Annotated in this window: 21 protein-coding genes; 7 read left to right on the plus strand and 14 right to left on the minus strand. The window is 39.9% G+C overall.

The window, feature by feature from the left end:
• Nucleotides 1–42 precede the first annotated feature (42 nt).
• Genes araA through LIS78_RS18260 form a run of 3 tightly spaced genes read right to left on the minus strand, consistent with a single transcriptional unit; the run spans nt 43 to nt 3,844 of the window.
• Complete coding sequence (gene araA / locus LIS78_RS18250; RefSeq protein WP_252284136.1) at nt 43–1,467, minus strand: L-arabinose isomerase; 1,425 nt, start codon at nt 1,465–1,467, stop codon at nt 43–45.
• Between the two features lie 29 nt (nt 1,468–1,496).
• Nucleotides 1,497–2,195 (minus strand): L-ribulose-5-phosphate 4-epimerase, encoded by a 699-nt coding sequence (locus tag LIS78_RS18255; RefSeq protein WP_209150379.1) that lies wholly within the window; start codon nt 2,193–2,195, stop codon nt 1,497–1,499.
• Complete coding sequence (locus tag LIS78_RS18260) at nt 2,189–3,844, minus strand: xylulokinase (protein WP_434092311.1); 1,656 nt, start codon at nt 3,842–3,844, stop codon at nt 2,189–2,191. The genes LIS78_RS18255 and LIS78_RS18260 overlap by 7 nt, the downstream gene beginning before the upstream one ends.
• 313 nt (nt 3,845–4,157) lie before the next feature.
• Here LIS78_RS18260 and LIS78_RS18265 point away from each other — a divergent pair, with 313 nt between their 5' ends.
• Nucleotides 4,158–5,264, plus strand: coding sequence for a GntR family transcriptional regulator (locus LIS78_RS18265; RefSeq protein WP_209150383.1), 1,107 nt, complete (start codon nt 4,158–4,160; stop codon nt 5,262–5,264).
• Nucleotides 5,265–5,354: 90 nt separating this feature from the next.
• On the opposite strand, the gene LIS78_RS18270 is transcribed toward LIS78_RS18265, so the two are convergent.
• Nucleotides 5,355–6,338 (minus strand): HD domain-containing protein, encoded by a 984-nt coding sequence (locus LIS78_RS18270; protein WP_209150385.1) that lies wholly within the window; start codon nt 6,336–6,338, stop codon nt 5,355–5,357.
• Between the two features lie 239 nt (nt 6,339–6,577).
• On the opposite strand from LIS78_RS18270, the gene LIS78_RS18275 reads away from it, so the two are divergent.
• On the plus strand, nt 6,578–6,958 hold the full coding sequence (locus tag LIS78_RS18275) for a FixH family protein (protein WP_209150387.1): 381 nt from the start codon (nt 6,578–6,580) through the stop codon (nt 6,956–6,958).
• A gap of 44 nt (nt 6,959–7,002) precedes the next feature.
• Here the strand turns inward: LIS78_RS18275 and LIS78_RS18280 are convergent, their stop codons facing one another.
• From LIS78_RS18280 to LIS78_RS18295, 4 genes are all read right to left on the minus strand, one after another.
• Nucleotides 7,003–7,383 (minus strand): hypothetical protein, encoded by a 381-nt coding sequence (locus LIS78_RS18280; protein WP_209150389.1) that lies wholly within the window; start codon nt 7,381–7,383, stop codon nt 7,003–7,005.
• Between the two features lie 208 nt (nt 7,384–7,591).
• Complete coding sequence (locus LIS78_RS18285) at nt 7,592–8,959, minus strand: nucleoside recognition domain-containing protein (protein ID WP_425334723.1); 1,368 nt, start codon at nt 8,957–8,959, stop codon at nt 7,592–7,594.
• 13 nt (nt 8,960–8,972) lie between these two features.
• The gene (locus LIS78_RS18290; protein WP_209150393.1) at nt 8,973–9,704 is read right to left on the minus strand and encodes a FeoB small GTPase domain-containing protein; all 732 of its coding nucleotides are present in this window, start codon (nt 9,702–9,704) and stop codon (nt 8,973–8,975) included.
• Nucleotides 9,697–9,954, minus strand: a complete 258-nt coding sequence (locus tag LIS78_RS18295) for a FeoA family protein (protein WP_013058246.1) — start codon at nt 9,952–9,954, stop codon at nt 9,697–9,699. The genes LIS78_RS18290 and LIS78_RS18295 overlap by 8 nt, the downstream gene beginning before the upstream one ends.
• A 427-nt stretch (nt 9,955–10,381) precedes the next feature.
• Here LIS78_RS18295 and LIS78_RS18300 point away from each other — a divergent pair, with 427 nt between their 5' ends.
• Nucleotides 10,382–11,311, plus strand: coding sequence for a DUF3298 and DUF4163 domain-containing protein (locus tag LIS78_RS18300; protein ID WP_252284138.1), 930 nt, complete (start codon nt 10,382–10,384; stop codon nt 11,309–11,311).
• Nucleotides 11,312–11,541: 230 nt separating this feature from the next.
• Here LIS78_RS18300 and LIS78_RS18305 read toward each other — a convergent pair whose 3' ends face one another.
• Complete coding sequence (locus LIS78_RS18305; protein ID WP_164796049.1) at nt 11,542–11,709, minus strand: hypothetical protein; 168 nt, start codon at nt 11,707–11,709, stop codon at nt 11,542–11,544.
• A 333-nt stretch (nt 11,710–12,042) separates the two neighbouring features.
• Here LIS78_RS18305 and LIS78_RS18310 point away from each other — a divergent pair, with 333 nt between their 5' ends.
• Entirely contained in the window at nt 12,043–12,423 is a 381-nt protein-coding gene (locus tag LIS78_RS18310; RefSeq protein WP_209150397.1) for a VOC family protein, read from the plus strand.
• Between the two features lie 80 nt (nt 12,424–12,503).
• Here the strand turns inward: LIS78_RS18310 and LIS78_RS18315 are convergent, their stop codons facing one another.
• Nucleotides 12,504–12,887 (minus strand): FixH family protein, encoded by a 384-nt coding sequence (locus LIS78_RS18315; protein ID WP_252284139.1) that lies wholly within the window; start codon nt 12,885–12,887, stop codon nt 12,504–12,506.
• Between the two features lie 201 nt (nt 12,888–13,088).
• Complete coding sequence (locus LIS78_RS18320; RefSeq protein ID WP_088567842.1) at nt 13,089–13,436, minus strand: DUF6054 family protein; 348 nt, start codon at nt 13,434–13,436, stop codon at nt 13,089–13,091.
• Nucleotides 13,437–13,579: 143 nt separating this feature from the next.
• Here LIS78_RS18320 and LIS78_RS18325 point away from each other — a divergent pair, with 143 nt between their 5' ends.
• Entirely contained in the window at nt 13,580–13,999 is a 420-nt protein-coding gene (locus LIS78_RS18325) for a MarR family winged helix-turn-helix transcriptional regulator (RefSeq protein ID WP_252284140.1), read from the plus strand.
• A 48-nt stretch (nt 14,000–14,047) separates the two neighbouring features.
• On the opposite strand, the gene LIS78_RS18330 is transcribed toward LIS78_RS18325, so the two are convergent.
• Together LIS78_RS18330 and LIS78_RS18335 are read right to left on the minus strand one after the other, a co-directional pair.
• A complete protein-coding gene (locus tag LIS78_RS18330; RefSeq protein WP_252284141.1) occupies nt 14,048–15,211 on the minus strand; it encodes a DUF4179 domain-containing protein in 1,164 nt (387 codons plus the stop codon).
• A 19-nt stretch (nt 15,212–15,230) separates the two neighbouring features.
• Nucleotides 15,231–15,740 (minus strand): sigma-70 family RNA polymerase sigma factor, encoded by a 510-nt coding sequence (locus LIS78_RS18335; protein WP_252284142.1) that lies wholly within the window; start codon nt 15,738–15,740, stop codon nt 15,231–15,233.
• 148 nt (nt 15,741–15,888) lie between these two features.
• On the opposite strand from LIS78_RS18335, the gene LIS78_RS18340 reads away from it, so the two are divergent.
• Together LIS78_RS18340 and LIS78_RS18345 are read left to right on the plus strand one after the other, a co-directional pair.
• Nucleotides 15,889–16,902 carry a S66 family peptidase gene (locus LIS78_RS18340; RefSeq protein ID WP_252284143.1) on the plus strand — a complete coding sequence of 338 codons (1,014 nt, stop codon included), beginning with the start codon at nt 15,889–15,891 and terminating at the stop codon, nt 16,900–16,902.
• A 142-nt stretch (nt 16,903–17,044) separates the two neighbouring features.
• The gene (locus LIS78_RS18345) at nt 17,045–17,242 is read left to right on the plus strand and encodes a hypothetical protein (protein ID WP_195782378.1); all 198 of its coding nucleotides are present in this window, start codon (nt 17,045–17,047) and stop codon (nt 17,240–17,242) included.
• Here LIS78_RS18345 and LIS78_RS18350 read toward each other — a convergent pair.
• Complete coding sequence (locus LIS78_RS18350; RefSeq protein ID WP_195782377.1) at nt 17,202–17,555, minus strand: DUF4181 domain-containing protein; 354 nt, start codon at nt 17,553–17,555, stop codon at nt 17,202–17,204. The two genes, LIS78_RS18345 and LIS78_RS18350, sit on opposite strands and share 41 nt — an antisense overlap.
• Nucleotides 17,556–17,633 lie beyond the last annotated feature (78 nt).

Raw genomic sequence — 17,633 nt, forward strand, 5'->3', positions numbered from 1 at the left:
TTCACTTCCAAGGAAGCAGCGCTCCCTCGGAAGTAGTGATGCTTACTTAATAATGACGTACTCTAGATCAACAAGCTTTGCATAGCTCACGATTTGATCGGTCGTTAAATTCAATGAAAGAACCGTATGATGGCCTCCTCCGTTTTCAATCCACGCTTTAACGCCGTCTTGAAAGTTCGGCTTAATGTTCCAAAGCACGCGCGCTACCGGAAGATTTGGAGCTGGAACTTCCGGCTCAAATGCCGATACTTCGTTAATTAACAGCTTGTAATGCGTGCCGAAGTCAGCCATGGAAACCACTACGCCTTCTCCTTGTTTACCGTCAAACACTAAGCGGGCCGGATCTTCGCGGTTACCGATACCTAGCGGAGAAACGATTAGTTTTGGCTTGTTTACCGCTAGCGTTGGGTCTACTTCAAGCATGTGTGATTGAAGCACAGACTCACGTCCGGGAGCCAATTCATACGTGTAGTCTTCCATAAAGCCAGTTGACTGATTATGGCTCATTACTTTGAGCAGGCGGTCAAGCGCCGCTGTTTTCCAGTCTCCTTCACCAGCAAAGCCGTATCCCTGTGCCATCAAGCGCTGGACAGCAAGACCAGGAAGCTGTTTCATACCGTATAAATCTTCAAAGTTAGTGGTAAAAGCGCTGTAGCCGCCTTCGTCTAGAAAACGTTTAATCGCAATTTCATAGCTTGCCTGTACTTTTACGCTAGATTCCCAGTCTTCTACAGAATAATCGCCGTAGACAAACTCATACGCGTTGGCATATTCAGCAAATAAATCATTGATTTCTTCTTCCGTAACGGCATTTACATATTGAACAAGGTCGCCGATTCCAAAGTAGTCAACCGTCCAGCCAAATTGAATTTGCGCTTCAATTTTGTCTCCTTCCGTTACTCCGACGTTGCGCATATTGTCACCGAAACGGGCAACTTTGATGTTGAAGCTTTCATTATAAGCAGCGGCTACATCCATCCATTGTGCAATTTGCTGCTGTACGTCGGGGCGCTCCCAGTAGCCTACTACAATTTTATTTTGCTTGTTCAAACGCGCGTTGATAAAGCCGTATTCACGATCACCGTGAGCGGACTGATTCAAGTTCATAAAATCCATATCAATCGTTTCCCAAGGAATGCTTTCATTAAATTGTGTTGCTAAGTGAAGCAACGGTTTTTGCAGTAATTTTGTGCCGCGGATCCACATTTTTGCAGGCGAGAACGTATGCATCCACGTAATTACACCGGCAACTTCATCTCGGTAATTCACTTCTTTCATCATGTTTGTAATTGTATCCGCATTAACAGCTAAATCTTGCAGCACAAGCGGATAAGATAAGACACCGCTTTCATTTAAAGCATCAGTCATCGTTTGCGCGTGTTCTTTTACTTCTGCTAGTGCTTCTTTTCCATAAAGATGCTGTGAACCAACAATAAACCAAAATTCTTTTTGAGCTGTTTTTAACATGATAATCCCCTTTTCTGCATGTAAGTCTTTTACTGTCCTTGCCCGTAATACGCGTTTTGCCCGTGTTTTCGTAAATAATGTTTGTCTAATATACGCTGTGGCAGCTCTTCAGCCAGCCCGTTTAATTTTTGTGTAAAGAAATTCATTTTGGATACTTCGTCTAGTACGACGCTGTTCATTACCGCCGATTTGGCATCTTTTCCCCACGTAAACGGCCCGTGCCCTTGAAGTAAAATACCAGGAACCGCTAACACATCTAAGCCGCGCTCTTCAAACGTTTCAATAATCACCTTGCCCGTTTCCACTTCATATCCGTCATTCACTTCTTTTTCTGTCAAAAAACGCGCGCACGGTACGGAACCATAGAATGTATCAGCATGAGTGGTCCCCATTGCCTGCACATCAAGTCCTGCTTGAGCCCAAATGGTCGCCCAGGTTGAATGTGTATGGGCAATACCGCCGATTTGCGGGTAGTGCTTATACAATACGGCGTGTGTCAGCGTATCAGATGACGGATTAAGCTCACCTTCTACCACGCGGCCATCTAAATCAACGACTACCATATCTTTGGCTGTCATTTTTTCATACGTAACGCCGCTTGGTTTAATTACAAACAAACCGCTGTCTCGATCAATTGCACTTACATTTCCCCACGTGTACTTAACCAGTCCGTGTTTTGGCAAATCGACGTTTGCTTGAAATACTTCTTCTTTTAATTTATCTAGCACATTAACTCCTCCCGTTCTTCGCTGTGGTGCTCTGCAGCTGCTTTTTCAATCACTAACCCTTTTTTATATCTTTTGATAAATGCTTCAAACCCTTTTACATCTAGTTCGTCAGGATAAATTTCTTGTGCGGTCACTTCTTTAAAAACTTTATCATCCAAGAAATCTTCTAAACTTGCATTCTCACTTTTATTGAGCATATAAGAAGAAAGAATAGCCATTCCCCACGCGCCTCCTTCTCCTGCTGTATCCATGACGGAAACCGGGGTATTAATTGCCGCTGCCATCATTTTTTGACCAACTACCGGCGTTTTAAATAATCCTCCGTGCGCTAAAACACTGTGAATCTTTACATTTTCTTCTTTGACTAAAAGATCCATCCCTATTTTTAAAGCGCCAAAAGCTGTAAAAAGATGCGTACGCATAAAGTTTGCTAGATTAAAATTGCTTTTTGCTGAACGGACAAATAATGGACGGCCACTTTCTACTCCTGTAATATTTTCGCCTGAGAAATAGCCGTAGCTAAGCAAGCCCCCTCCATCAGGATCAGCTTCTAGCGCTTTATTTAACATCACTTCGAATAATTTATCCGCCTCTACTTTTTGTCCCATAGCCTCCGAAAATTCACGAAATAATCCGAGCCAAGCGTTCAAGTCGCTTGAGCAGTTATTCGCGTGAACCATTCCAACTGGACTGCCGTTTGGCGTAGTAACCAAATCAATTTCGGGATAAACTTTTGAAAGCTTTTTATCTAGTACAATCATCGCAAAAACGGACGTTCCTACTGAAACATTTCCCGTGCGCTTTCTTACGCTGTTTGTCGCAACCATTCCCGTTCCTGCATCTCCTTCTGGAGGACAAAATGGAATGCCAGGCTGCAAGTTTTTAGACTGATCTAAAATGCTAGCTCCTATCGCTGTTAACGTACCTGCTTGTTTCCCTGAAGTATGGACTGCAGGCAGAATATCTGATAGTTGCCACGGATACCCTTTATGACAAATGAGGTCATCAAACTGCTTCATCATAGCTTCACTGTAATTTTGCGTGCGTTCATCAATTGGAAACATCCCTGAAGCATCTCCAATACCAAGCGATTTACTGCCTGTTAGCAGCCAGTGAATATAGCCGGCTAGCGTTGTCATGTAATCAATGCGCGGCAGGTGTTTTTCTTGATTGATGATTGCCTGATACAGATGCGCAATGCTCCATCGTTCAGGAATATTAAATTGGAAATGTTCAGTTAATTCTTTTGCTGCTGTGCTTGTTGTTGCATTACGCCACGTTCGAAACGGAACTAGCAGCTCACCCGTTTTATCAAACGCCATATATCCGTGCATCATAGCTGAAACACCAATGGAGCCAACTGTTCGAATGGTGATCCCGTAGCTTCGTTCTACTTCTTGCTTCATTTCACGGTAAGCACTTTGCAAACCTGTAATAATATCGAGTAAGTTGTACGTCCAAAAACCGTCTTCTAAAAGATTTTCCCATTCATAGCTGCCCGATGCGATCGTTTCAAAATTTTCGTTAATCAGCACCGCTTTGATACGAGTAGATCCAAGTTCAATTCCAAGTGACGTTTTCCCTTTAGCAATTGCTTGTTTTATGCTTTCTTGAGTTGTTTTCACGTTATTCTCCTTTCTGATAGCCATAAAGATACCTATAGCAGTAAGGAAGCGCTTTCCGTTTTATGTAACGCTGTTTGAATTTGTTAACAACCTAAGTATATTTATTTGTACGTACATTTGTCAATAATAAAATTATATATGCAAACAAATATCTAAAACGACCTACCTTTCCTTCTTTAGAGTTTTAAACAACGTGTATCCAATCGTTAAATCATTCTGCTTTCAATTAAAAACCAGAGAAATCTTTTCAATTATTCACGTTCATGATAAAATATGTCCATACAAATTCTACACACAGAAAAAGTTGAATGTATACAACTACGAAAGAAGTGAAAACATGAAGCCAAAATATCAGGTGATTATTGAGGATATAAAAAGCAAAATTCTTTCAGGAGATTACAGCACCGGCGAACAAATCCCTACTGAATCGGTCATGCAAGAAACGTATAACGTCAGCAGACATACGGTTCGAAAAGCCATTTTAGAGCTGTCGAATGAAGGATTTTTAAGAAGCGAAAAAGGATCTGGCACCTATGTAAGTAATCAGTATCAATCAAAAGCAAGCGGGGCTTCTGCAAATAAAACAATCGGCGTTATTACTACGTACATTTCCGACTATATTTTCCCTTCTATTATTCGCGGAATTGAAAGCAGGTTAAATAAAGATAACTATTCGCTGCTGCTGGCGAGCACAAATAACGATGTGGAACAAGAAAAAAAAGCGCTGGAAATGATGCTTTCCTACGGAGTAGACGGCTTAATTGTTGAGCCTACAAAAAGCAATTTGTACAATCCAAATATCTCTTATTATTTGTCATTTAAGGAACAAGACGTTCCGTTTACGATGATCAACGCCTACTACGAAGAATTAGACGTTCCGTTTTTTTGTCTAGACGACGTTCAGTCAAGCTACCTTGCCACAAACGAATTAATTTCAAAAGGGCACACACAAATTGGGCTGATTGCAAAAATGGATGACCTGCAGGGAAAGTACCGAATGAAAGGCTACATAAAAGCGCTCGGTGAAGCAAAGCTCCGCTTTCAGCCTGAGCATATTTTGTCTTTTAATACAGAAACAAAGCTTGATTTGTACGCTAATTTAAAAACGTTTCTCACTGAAAACAAAGACCAAATGACCGCTCTTGTCTGCTATAACGATGAAGTCGGATTAGAAGTCGTAAATGTATGCAGACAGCTTGGTATTTCCATTCCGGACAAGTTGTCAATTATTGGTCAAGATAATTCATACATGGCTAAAAATGCGACGATTAATTTAACAACTTTAACACACCCGCAGGAACAAATGGGACACGACGCAGCGGATTGGATTATTAAAAAGCTGCAGGGCAAAAAAGACTTGCCAAATGAAACTTACTATCAGCCTGTGTTAGTCGAAGGAGAAACGATTAAAGAGTTGAATGCGAAGCGTGATGAAGTTCGTTAAGAGAAGGCTTCCTTAGAGGTCTATAAAACTTCTTATGAGATAAGGGGATGCACTTTATTATGCATCCCCTTCTTTATGTAATGATTCCCTTTATAACGGAGCCGGAATGTTGAGATATACTCCTTTTTCTATCCTTTGTTTTGCTTCTTCTATTACTCTTTTAGCAGTAATAGATAGTTTGGATACAGGAACGACTTGTTCTGAAACGACAACAAGAGGATCAACCCAGCGCATTTTTGTCTTTTGGTGAACGTCATGACAAGACGCCGTTCCTTTTTGTACTTTGCTGTTAAAAAGAGCAGATAACATCCCTTCAATGCTGCTATCTCCAGCATTTTTCAGCAACCGAACCACATCTTCATCCTGCTTTAAAAAATCTTCTATAGATAAAATATCTTTTTGCAAAGCGAGCTTGATAATTTCCGTCAGCTGATAGTTTCCAAACATATTAAGCGGATTCATAAAAAAGCCAATCACTTCTTTGTAGTAAGCATCCACAAACCACTCTGCCGCTGATAAATTACTGCACGCCATTTGTCCATTAAATACGACAAGCTGACCCAAAAACGCATGCACTTCTTGTAAAGTAATCTCCCCACATACGTACAAATCCCGCAATGTATAATCAACGCGATCAGCGCATAAGTGCGGAGCTTTCAGTTCGAGCAGCGTCCATTGGCTTTCATCAAGTAAGATATCTCGCCAGTTTAAACCGGCGCTCTTTAAAATATGAGGAATAGACGACTGGGTCACAATTTGTTCGTAAATCATTTCATGATAATTTTCTTCTTTTTGTTCCAAAACATAGTCAATCACATGAGAAAATGCCGTATGTGAAACATCATGTAATAAAGCCGCTATTTGCTCTTCCAAAGAGCCTCCTAATCTGTTGACAAGCATCATCGCACCAACGGAATGATCATATCGAGTAGTATTCCAGTTTTCATTTACAAACCGGCTCGCTCCGCCTTGGTAAATTCCTTTTAAACGCTGTACGGGATCACTTTGAATGAGTTCTAAAAGAACGCCGTCTATTTCAAATTTTCCGTACAGCTCATCATAAAGTATGAGCATATTTCTCTCTCCTTTTACTAGCTTATTATTTTTAATCCTAAACGTATGGCACAATGCTGTAAAGCACCTCTCGTCGTGTTGTGATAGTAAACTATTTTTTGTAACAAAATGTTCAATTCTTTCACATGAACAATCGTAAAAATCACTCATTGGGATGATTTTATTTTATGACTTCAGTGATAAAGTTTTATGGAAGAATTTATTTACTAATAGGATATAAGATAAAAAAGGAGATATTTATGAAAAAACTTAGCATTCTGCTGCTCGTTTTAGTCATTGCCGTAGTCGGCTGTTCAAAAGGAAATGAGCAAAAGTCACAGGAAGTTAAAGGGGAAATTGAAGTACCCCAAACCATTAATGCCAATAAAACAGTTTCTATTGAAGTACTCGTTACACAAGGAGACAAAAAGATAAAAAATGCAGACGCTGTACAGATTCAAGTTGAAAAAGAAGGCTATATTAATCAAGAGATGATTGATGCAAAACATCAGGGTAACGGCGCATACAGCACCGACTATACGTTCAAAGACGACGGCGAATATACGATTACCGCTCATGTTACGATAAAAGGCGACATGAAAATGTTTACGAAAAAAGTGACGGTTGGCAAGAAAGAATAAACTATATATCAAAAAAACGACCTCTTCTTGTCAGAGGTCGTTTTTTATGATTCACTTGACGCTTTAATACGATCAAAATACTGCTTCGCATGAAGCAAACCAAGATTTTTTTCTTTCCGTATGTATTTAATAACATCAACGTCTCTTCGGCCATTTCGAATCAAAAGATTGACTTTGTTTTCAAAAGCCTCGTCTTTGTCTATTTCTAGCTGCTTCCACTCTTCATTAGAATCGCGTTTAGGTGTTTTAAGCAGAAATACCACTAGTATAACAAGGATACTGCTTGTGGTCATATAAAGCCAAAACCAATCGAGAAACCAGCTGTTGATCACATTCACTATGATGAGAATGGTGAAGCAAGAATATAGCCTTGTTTGATACTTATTAGCTTTTTGTGAATTTGTTTTGCTGAAAAATAATCCCACAGTCAGTCTCCTTTTAGCAATCTATCTGCACGTTTTGTCTATTAATTTCTCTTATAAGTGAAATGAATCTACATCATACAAATTACCATTTAACCTAATAAATAGCAATTAAGTTCACCCTATCATACTATTCATCTCATTGACTACTTATAAAAAAAGCAGGGCTCTTTTCAAAGCCCTGCACTTTTATTTCATATACACTTTATATTTAAATAAGGTTAAACGCTTTTACCACTTGAGCAACAGTAAACGTAACGCCAATCGCAATCACTGTTGGAATCGCAAAAGCAAGAAACGTCCACTTTGCATTTTTGGTTTCTTTATAAATATTCACAAGCGTCGTTCCGCACGGAAAATGCAGGAGTGAAAACAACATCATGTTAAGAGCCGTTAACCACGTCCAGTGGTGATCAAGAAAAATTTGCTTTAATCTTGTGGCATCTTCAATTTCAATTAATGAGCCTGTTGATAAATAAGCCATTAATAGAACCGGTACAACAATTTCATTAGCCGGTAAACCAATAATAAAAGCCGCTAGTATATAACCGTCTAGTCCTAGCGATTGAGCAAACGGATCAAGAAACTGAACAAAATGCATTAAAATGCTCGTATCACCGATATAAATATTGGCCAATACCCACGTTAACACCGCTGCGGGTGCTGCGACAATAATGGCACGCTTTAACACGTATAGCGATTTATCAAGCGTCGCGCGCACGATTGTATCCACAAATTTCGGCTTGCGGTAAGGCGGAAGCTCTAGCGTATAGTGGGTTGGAACTCCGCGCAATGCCGTTTTAGACAGTGCCCACGATACGAACAGTGTCACCACAATTCCAAATAACACTGTTCCGACCACAACAAGCGCCGTTACAAAGGTTTTAGCGCTCCCTGTAAAGCCGGTTGCCATAAATAAAGAAGCTAATAAAATCAGCGTAGGCCATCTGCCGTTACACGGAACAAAATTATTCGTTAAAATCGCCATCATACGTTCACGCGGCGATTCAATAATACGCGTCGACATAATCGCTGCGGCGTTACATCCAAATCCCATCGCCATCGTCAGCGACTGCTTGCCGTGGGCGCCTGCTCGTTTGAACAAACGATCCATATTAAACGCTACCCGAGGCAAGTAGCCGTAGTTTTCTAAAAGCGCAAAAACAGGAAAAAAGATTGCCATTGGAGGCAGCATCACGCTAATAACCCATCCCGTGCCTCGAAACAGTCCTAATACAAGAATTCCGTGCAGCCATTCTGGCGCGTGCATCGCTTGAAAGAAAGCTGTTAAATACCCTTCGGCCCAGCCAAAACCTTGTGCGATTAATCCGGAAGGAACGTTTGCGCCTGCTATGGTGATATAAAAAATCACCGATAAAATACCAAGCATAATTGGAAATCCCCAGATTGGCGAAGTGAAGACTTTATCCAATTTCTCCGTGCGCTGAAGCTTTGATCGATCTTCGTACACAACCGATTTTTTACATATTTGCTGCGACGACTTGTAAATACTTGCGACCATATTTGAACGATGATCTTTTTCTTTTGCCTGCTGCGCATAGCGCGTTAGCTGTTCCATTGCTAATGAGTTTTCAGGAGTTAACGGATTTCCCATATGCGCTGTTCCTCCTTTCTGTGTGAATGATGTCTTTTTGCTGACGCTGCTGAATCGTTTCTAAAAATGACGTGTCTCCATCAAGAACCCGTAAAGCAATCCAGCGCAAAGGAAATTGATTTCCAACAATAGAAGCGACTTGAGGTTCTAGCTCCTTTAGTGACGCTTCAATTTCTTTTGTGTACTGCACCTGGTAAGGATTAAGCTTTACTTGCCCTCGCACGACTTGTTCAATCGCATCTAGCAAATTCGTAATTCCTTTTTTATTACGTGCTGATATAGGTACAACCGGTACGCCTAACGATTCAGCCAGCTTTTTTTCGTTAATCACAATTCCTTTTTTCTTTGCTTCATCCATTAAGTTCACGCAAATCACGACGTTTTCAGTCATTTCCATCACTTGCAGCGCTAAATTAAGATTTCGTTCCATCGCCGTCGCATCCACCACAACAACCGTAACGTCAGGTCTTTCAAATAAAATATAATCACGCGCTACTTCTTCGTCCGCCGAGTTTGAATACAGTGAATACGTTCCAGGCAAATCGACAATTGTATAGAGCTGCTGGTGATGTTCAAACGTCCCTTCTGCTTTAGCTACTGTTTTTCCCGTCCAGTTTCCCGTATGCTGCTTAAGACCGGTTAATCCATTAAATAACGTGCTTTTTCCTGTGTTCGGATTTCCTGCTAATGCAATACGATACTTACTCACCGTCGTCACCTACTTTTTTTACATAAATTTTTGAGCTTTCTTCTTTTCTAAGTCCAATCGTTGTATGACTTACTTGATAAGCAACAGGATCTCCTAGCGGGCTTTTTTGAAGCACTTTAATGATGGCTCCTGGAATAAATCCTAAATCTAACAAGCGGCGCTTTAAGGCACCTTCTATCTCAATTCGCTCTAGCTGTACTGTTTCACCTGTCGTAAATGTAGACAATGGATAATTATTTACACTAGCCATCTATTTTTCATCCCTTCTCTTTTTTTATCTGAGGTTATATTTTTTTCATTAGACCAACTTTTAGAGTGAAAAAATATGCTCGTTGATTTTTAATAGGGTATTCTGCTGGTGCAGAAAAATGAACATGTCAGCATCATTTATTTAAAATTTTCAGTTTTTACTTGTCATGATACCGAAAGTTTACCACAGGAAACTTTTTTAGTCTAGGGTAAAATACGATGTTTTTTTCTGCTTTCTACCGGGGGCATAAAGTGTTAAACGGTGGTTTATTTTATTTAATAATGTAGTAAGGAAAATGAGGTCAAAAAATAATTTAGTAAAAACGAATTCAGAAAAGTAAAAAAATGTAAAGGTGTGCTATACTAGTGAATGAGCTTTTTTGGAAAATAAAGTTTTAAAACCTACAAAATCACTTTAGGGGGCTTTTATGAAAATGTTCAAAAGGGTTAGCGCAGTTGTTTTAGGTTTTGCTTTGTTATTCTCACCGCTTGCACCGCAAACCGTTGCAGAAGCAAAAGTCGTGTGGGGGAATCAGGAACTGGTTAAAGGGCAAATAGGACGCGTTACAGTTTTAAAGAACACTAATCTTTACAACATTAAAAACAACAAGTTAGTAGCGGCTAGAAAAGTGACAAAAGGGCAAGTATTCCGCGTGTATTCTGAATCTAGTAAATTTGGTGGTCTTTACGGCGTATCAAAGGGTACCTATGCTCAAAAGTCAGCAAGTATTAAGTATGAAAAAGCGCCTAGTGACAAAGTTCAGGCCTTAGGAGTAACGGTCACGAAGAAATCTTTAGCAAGCAACATTAGTTATCCGCAGGTATCTGGCCTTATCAATAAACCATTTGAGGCTAGCTATAATCGAAAGTTTTTAAACATTGCGAAAGAAGCACAAAAAGAACATAACGAGCTAAAAGAACAAGAGAAGGAAGACCGCAAAAACGGTTGGGCACCAGGTCCTTATTCTCGTAATATGACATACTCTGTACCTTACAACCAAGATAATATTTTAAGTGTTGCTGTTACGAATGATGCGTACGCTGGCGGCGCTCACGGCAACGCTTGGATTGATACTTACAATTACGATTTGTTAAAAGCTCGACAAATTAGCTTAAAAGATATTATTAACAATAACACTAAGTTAAATAAGGTTAATAACTATATTCGCAATGAAATGATTGCCCGTAATAAAAAAGGTGCTCAGTTCTGGGTTAATGAATTTAAGTCTGTAAATTTAAAAGAAGATCAGTTTTATTACACAAGTGGCGGCATTGCCATTATATTTGGTGAGTATGAGTACGGCCCGTATTCTAACGGCATTCATACGTTTAAAATTCCGTCCAGCGTTTATAAATAAGATAATCGTATAAAACAAAAAAGAAGCTTACGAATCATCAGTTCATAAGCTTCTTTTTGTTTTTTACAAAATAAGCGGAGCAAAAAAGAAAGGTGATTCCTAAGCCGCTTCCCTTTTACCATCATTTTTTGGGATGTTGCAGAAAACCGAATTATACAACCATGGAAGAACTCAGAACTGCCCAAACTACGCTTCTTGTAGCTGCTGAAAAACCGCTTTTTGAGATATTTTTATAGTGTTTGAAAAAGTGAAATGGTCAGAACTAACGTCAGCAAGGAGCCTGCGGATGTTAACATCATTATTTTTCGGTTACTCTGATTCTTTTCAGGTTTTAAAAACTCTTGAATGGCTACAAACCAGATAACAAAAGTGATTAAAGAAATAATCCCCATAGACATATGAGCATCTCCATTCTTATATGTATTTAAATTTTCAACACATCTACTCAACAAACTTTCCCGACCAAGTTACTAAAATAAATGCTACTCTCCACCTAATATTAACATAAAATTCCATAAATTTTTAGTGTGCGATGTAAAAACCGCAACATTTTAGAAAACAGGCTATATATAAAACGCTCTTTTGACGCAGAAGCCGCTAAAAAATCTGCCTTTGACTATTCTCCACTTTACAGATGATATACTTATTTATAGAAAAGCCTTTCAGATCTTACCTACAGCGATTACTCTACTGTCAGAGGAAGAAAGTTTACATTGTTAGGAGGAAACGAAATGATTAAAAAATTAGACCATTTTGTGCTAACGGTAAAAGACATTGAAAAAACCATTCACTTTTATACGGTTATTTTAGGCATGCAAAAAGAAACGTTTGGAGAAGGAAGAATAGCGCTTCGTTTTGGTAAACAAAAAATAAACTTACATGAAGCAGGCCATGAATTTGAGCCAAAAGCAAAGCACCCTCTTCCGGGCTCTGCTGATTTATGTTTCATTACAGAAGAAAAAATCGAAAGCGTAATCCATCACTTACAAAAAAATAATGTAGATATTGAAGAAGGACCGGTCAAACGAACAGGTGCTTTAGGGCCTATTGTTTCTGTCTATATTAGAGATCCAGACCACAATTTGATTGAACTATCAAATTACGTAGATTAAAGCAACCCTATAAAAAAAGAGAATGCGCGAGGCATTCTCTTTTCACATGGCTATATAAGCACCTTATTTAACTATAAATTTTACTCTTTAGACTTACCTACCTCTACTTTTTTCGTGAACATTTTCATGTCACCGTCTACCGTCACGTGAGCTGTGATTGTATATTCACCGTTTTCTTTAAACGTATAGTCCGTGCTGTAGACGCCTTTTCCTTCGTGCGGTGCTTTTGTCATTTCTTGATTGATGTAGCCTTCTTTTTCAACTTGGAACTGCACGTCATCGGCGTTTTCCACTTTTTTGTCTCCTTGCGTCACAAGGACTTTAAGCTTCACTTTTTCATTTGGCTGAATGGATTCCGGTGCTTCAATTGTTCCTTTTACTTCTTTTGAACTTGAATCATTTCCTTTTGAACAGCCTACTATAGCTATCATTAACACAAATAATACAATGCTGAGTTTTTTCATTATGTTCTCCTTTATTATGTAAATGTGAAGTCTTCCTGCAATTTCATATTATACCCATTTATCCGGTGAAAAGAGAAAAAATGCTTATTGTCCACATAAAGTTCTTATTTCTACAGTAGTTTTTACATTTTTTCATTTCTCTAATCGTCATTTCCTTCACAAAAAAGCTGAAGAAGCTTATTGCCTTCTCCAGCTTTGCCTTTATCTTTGCGGTTCTTCTAACGTGTACGACGACAGTGCGTTTTCTACCCATCGTACAAAATCCTTGCTTGCTCCCCAGTCAATATTCAATACCCCTTCTGCGCTTCCTGAAGGAATACACTTAACTTTGTTTGGACCGGACACATTTTCTAAAATAATCGTTAGTGATCCTCTGCCGCCGGTGCGGAAAAAATAGCGTTCAAACACAAGCGTGCACATCTGCTTGCCGTCTCCGAGGTCATAATATTCCTTGTATAATAAGTCACTTTCAGAATTATTTGCGTTCACAAGTTTCTTTGCTCCATCAAAAGGAAGCAGCGTCGTTTTAAACTCAATTACCTTTTCCATCACTCAAGCCCCTTTCTATCGCAACAGATATCTACTACTTCTCTTTTTCTCTCTAAAAAACCTGCCGCTTCTCTTTATGTACAATATGGTACAATAGAAAAGAAAAAGAATTGTTTGAACGGAAAAAGGAGCATACAACCTCTATGAATACACGAGATCAACTTATCCAAAATGTGGTTTCCACGATGCGAAACCAAACGAAAAAAATGCAGCTATCGGTTATTCCCATTTTAAAATCATATATTCCTTTAAATGAATTTTTAGCGCTTCGCCTGCTGTATAAAGAAGGCAATCATATCGTTTCTGAGATTGCAGAGCATATGCACATCTCAAACAGCAGCATGACGTGCGTCAGCGACCGTCTCATGGAAAGAGAATTTGTCACGCGCGTACGCAGTCAAAAAGACCGCCGCGTTGTCTACTTATCCATTACGGATAAAGGAAAAGCGTTTGCAGAAGAAATGGAAAAAGTGCTCACCAAAGAATATGGTGAAAAGCTTAGCCATTTTACGAATGAGGAATTACAAACGTTTCTTCGCTTGTTAAATAAAATGGATATTTAGTAAAAAACCAGATGCCCCTTACACAGCAGGCATCTGGTTTTTATTTTGTTATTTGTTATTTACCTTCAAATTAAATGCGTCTGAGGTTAAGTCTTTTGACGTTTCACTTTTTTCGTCGTAAACATAAGGAATAAACCGAAGCATAGTCACGTCTTTATCATTTCGGTACTCTCCGTCCATCTCTAGCACTGTGTCTGTTCCTCCTCCACTGCCGCTTTCAGAAAGATCTCTTCCATTTTGGTCTTTGATTTTGACATCGACGTCCGTTCCGCCTCGGATGCTTCCTTTTGACGATGTAAACGTATAGTGCATTTTAATCGAAACAGGCGATACGCGAACTTCTTTAATAGACAATACGCCTTCTATTCCTTTTTCGTTAATCGGAATTTCCTTGTTTAACGGATACACTTTAGTATCAGCGATAATTTTTGAGCCGTTTACGCTTGTGTGTACCGTCCAATTCCCTTTAATTTCTCCGTACGAATCCCGGTAGTTCCCACTTTTCGTCTTAGCAGGATTCTTTTCAAAATCAAGGCTCGTGAACTGAGCGCTGATTTGATAATTTTTATTTGGATCAATATGGTCTAGCACGTTGTAGCCATGAACATCAATTTTCCCGTCTCCGTCCGTGTCCGCCTGCGTTAATTGTAATGCGTACAGATAGCTCCAGCTTCCGTCTTTGTTTTTGATTGTTTCATTCGTAATAGTTGTAGCTGAATCAAAAAACGACATATTGCCAATTTTCACGCGCAGCTCTCCCGGTCGAATTGGGGTGTCTTGGTTAAGACCTAGTGCCGTTTTTCTAAATTCATCTGCGCTAATTGTTAACCCAAGTAGCACCTGTCCGTCATCAAGCATCAGTTCATTTATTTTCACTTGAATGCCTTGGTCCGTTGCCGTTTCATTTACCGTTTTTTTATAGCTGCTCAAGCTGCCTTCAGGCTTGTTCATAAGCAGCTCGATTTGCTGACCAAGTTGCTGACTGATTCGCACAGCCGATGCCCATACCGTTTCGTTTTGCATCATCACAGGCGTCACAGCAAGCAGCAGCACCGCAGCGGCAATCAGCGGACGTACTTTTTTCCGCGCCGGCTTTATGTCACGTTTTAAACGTTTTTTCATTCGTTTTTTCTCACTTGCCGTTAGCTCGATCTCTTCATATTCCTCAAATTCTACAGAAGATCCGTTTAATAAGTCATATTGATTTTTCATACCTATCCCTCCTTGTTTCTCATTTAAAAATCGCTTTTAATTTTTTTCGTCCGCGCGACAGCCGGTTATATAAATTGCTGATAGTCGTCTGTTGCTTTTTCGCAATTTGTTTTAGCTCGACTTCCTGTAAGTAATACGCTTTAAACAGCTCGCGGTCTCCTTCATTTAAGTGACCTAAAAGTTCTTCCACGTCGTCTGCTTGGACGTTACCTCCTGCTTTTTCACCAAATTCCGCTTCGTCAAACGCTTCGTGCTGCGTTTTTATGTATTTGCGCTGATAGTCAATGGCTTTGTACTTGGCAACAGCCGCAACCCAATTTTTAAACGTATTTTTCTCCGAATCAAAGCGATCAATATGATGCCACACCGCTAACAATACGTCGTTTATGCACTCTTCTTCATAGCTTTTTAACGTACCTAAGTGCTTGCGTACAATAGAGGTAATTAATCCTCCGTACTGATCGATTAACAGCTCCAATCCTTTTTCTTTTTTACGCGTTATACACGCAATAATCCAGTCATCTTCCATGGTATTGCTCCTTTCCGCTTGCTTTTACATCTATTAATACGGATTCTTTTTACAAAACCTATCAATCTTCCTAAATTAAATTAAAAATAAGCTTGTTCAGTATTTATCTCGCTGGTAAAATAAGCTAAAACCTTTGAAGGAGGCCGCTATGATTACTTATCCTTTTCTTACATCTAACCCTACCGTCTGCATAACCGCACCTTCTTCTGGTGTACCTCAAGCTCTTCATTCCATGTTTTCTTTATCGTGTGAACGAATGAAGGAAAAAGGCTTTTCTGTCATACCGGGAGAAACCGTTTGGACGCAGCATAAAGCAAAATCCGCTTCTCCTAAAAAACGTGCGAATGAACTTCAAGCCATGATAGAAGATGAAAACATTGATATCATTATTCCTCCTTGGGGAGGCGAGCTGCTGATTGAAATTCTTGAACATCTCGACTTTACAAAATGGACAGCAAAATGGGTGCTTGGCTATTCTGACACCAGCGTTCTTTTGCTGGCTATTACACTTAATACCGGGATTGCAACAGCTCATGGAACCAACTTTGTGGATTTGCGAGGAGAATACTGGGATCCAACGACTGCGATGTGGCAGCAGGTGCTGACGACCAAAAAAGGAGAAAGCGTGGTTCAAGTGTCTTCCCAGCGCTATCAAAAAAAATGGCAGCACGACAATCCGTCACCATGCGTGTTTCATTTAACGGAACAAACGGCTTGGAAGCATACAGAGTCAAGCGACGTTCACATCGAAGGGCGACTGCTCGGAGGATGTATTGACGTGATTAGGCACTTAGCAGGCACTCCTTTTGGAGATGTAAAAGTCTTTCGAGAAAAACATATTCCTTCAGAACCGGTCATTTGGTACTTTGACAACTGTGAACTGACGACCGCTGACCTTCGCCGTTCACTTCTTCAGCTTAAGCTAGCGGGCTGGTTTGATAACTGCTCGGGTATTTTATTCGGAAGAAGCAGCGCTAATGAGCCCGTTGATTCCTATACCGCTGAAGATGTGTATCGCGACCTTGCCTCTGACTTACATATTCCAGTTATCTATGACATCGACTGCGGCCACCTCCCTCCTCAGCTCACGCTTATTAACGGCGCGTATGCGAGTGTTAACGTAGAGAAAAATAAAGGGACAGTTGTTCAATACTTTACGTAAAAAAAGAGGCTTGTATAAAAGTAGTTTAATTGAAGGAAGATCCGAACGAACTTGATTCTTGATGGAGAATCCAATTCTTTCGGATTTTTTCATGGGTATGGTGAACGTAGGCTTGTTCCATATATGTAGGTGTTTCTAGTGGTTGATTGGAGGGCAAGACGAAGACTTCTGCGGGGAAAACGGAACAGGTGAGACCCCGCAGGAGCGCACGCGACGAGGAGGCTCACCGGCCGCCCGCGGAAAGCGAAGTCTTGCACGGAAATCAACCGCTGTTCATTTCGTTGTTTCTCAATCTTGTTTTACATATCTCTCATCAACGCTAAAAACGAAGCAAACATGAAAAAAGTTGCACCAAGCCACGAGTGATAGTGCTCTTTTTGATTTCTTTCAAACTTCCATTCTTCGAATCCTCGAAGCACGTACAGGAGAAACAAGAAAAGAAACATAAAAACAGAGGTGTAGGCTGGAGGTATAACGAAGATCAGCACTAAAAACGAAGCAAGCATCACCATTTCAATTGTGATAAACAGCGGCCGCCTTCCTTTAAAGCTTCTCCAATAGCTTTTTGTCATCTTTGTATGCAGCTTTTTTCGCAGGCAAAAATCCAGAAAGATATAGACGACTGCCAAAATCAGCAAATACACAAGCGTCATTTTTATTCCTCCTTCCGACTAAAAATATCCTTATACTTCCATCTCAAAGAACTTTCCACAAATTTCAAGCGTATAAAA

It is taken from the genome of Priestia megaterium, from assembly GCF_023824195.1.
Taxonomy (GTDB): domain Bacteria; phylum Bacillota; class Bacilli; order Bacillales; family Bacillaceae_H; genus Priestia; species Priestia megaterium_D.